Here is a 224-nt window from a genome sequence, read left to right as displayed (position 1 = left end):
CACCAGATCACGACGCTGAACTTCGTGCCCTCGATGCTGCAGGCCTTCCTGGCCTACGAGGGCATCGAGGCGACGACCAAGTTGAAGCACATCATCTGCGGTGGCGAAGCGATGCCTGCGGCCACGCAGAAGGAAGCGCTGCAGCGCCTGGGCGGCGCCACGCTGCAGAACCTGTACGGCCCGACCGAGACCACCATCCACGTCACCCAGTGGACGTGCCGCGA

At 65.6% G+C, this 224-nt stretch carries 1 protein-coding gene; it reads left to right on the top strand.

The window, feature by feature from the left end; all coding sequences use genetic code 11:
* Positions 1-224, top strand: a 224-nt coding sequence (locus ACCC97_RS28925) for an AMP-binding protein (protein WP_413336426.1), incomplete at both ends; no start/stop codon positions are given.

The organism is Variovorax sp. Varisp85 (assembly GCF_047304045.1).
Lineage (GTDB): Bacteria > Pseudomonadota > Gammaproteobacteria > Burkholderiales > Burkholderiaceae_C > Variovorax.
The sequence above is the reverse complement of the archived record's forward strand: the minus strand, read 5'-3'. Positions and strand labels throughout refer to the sequence as shown.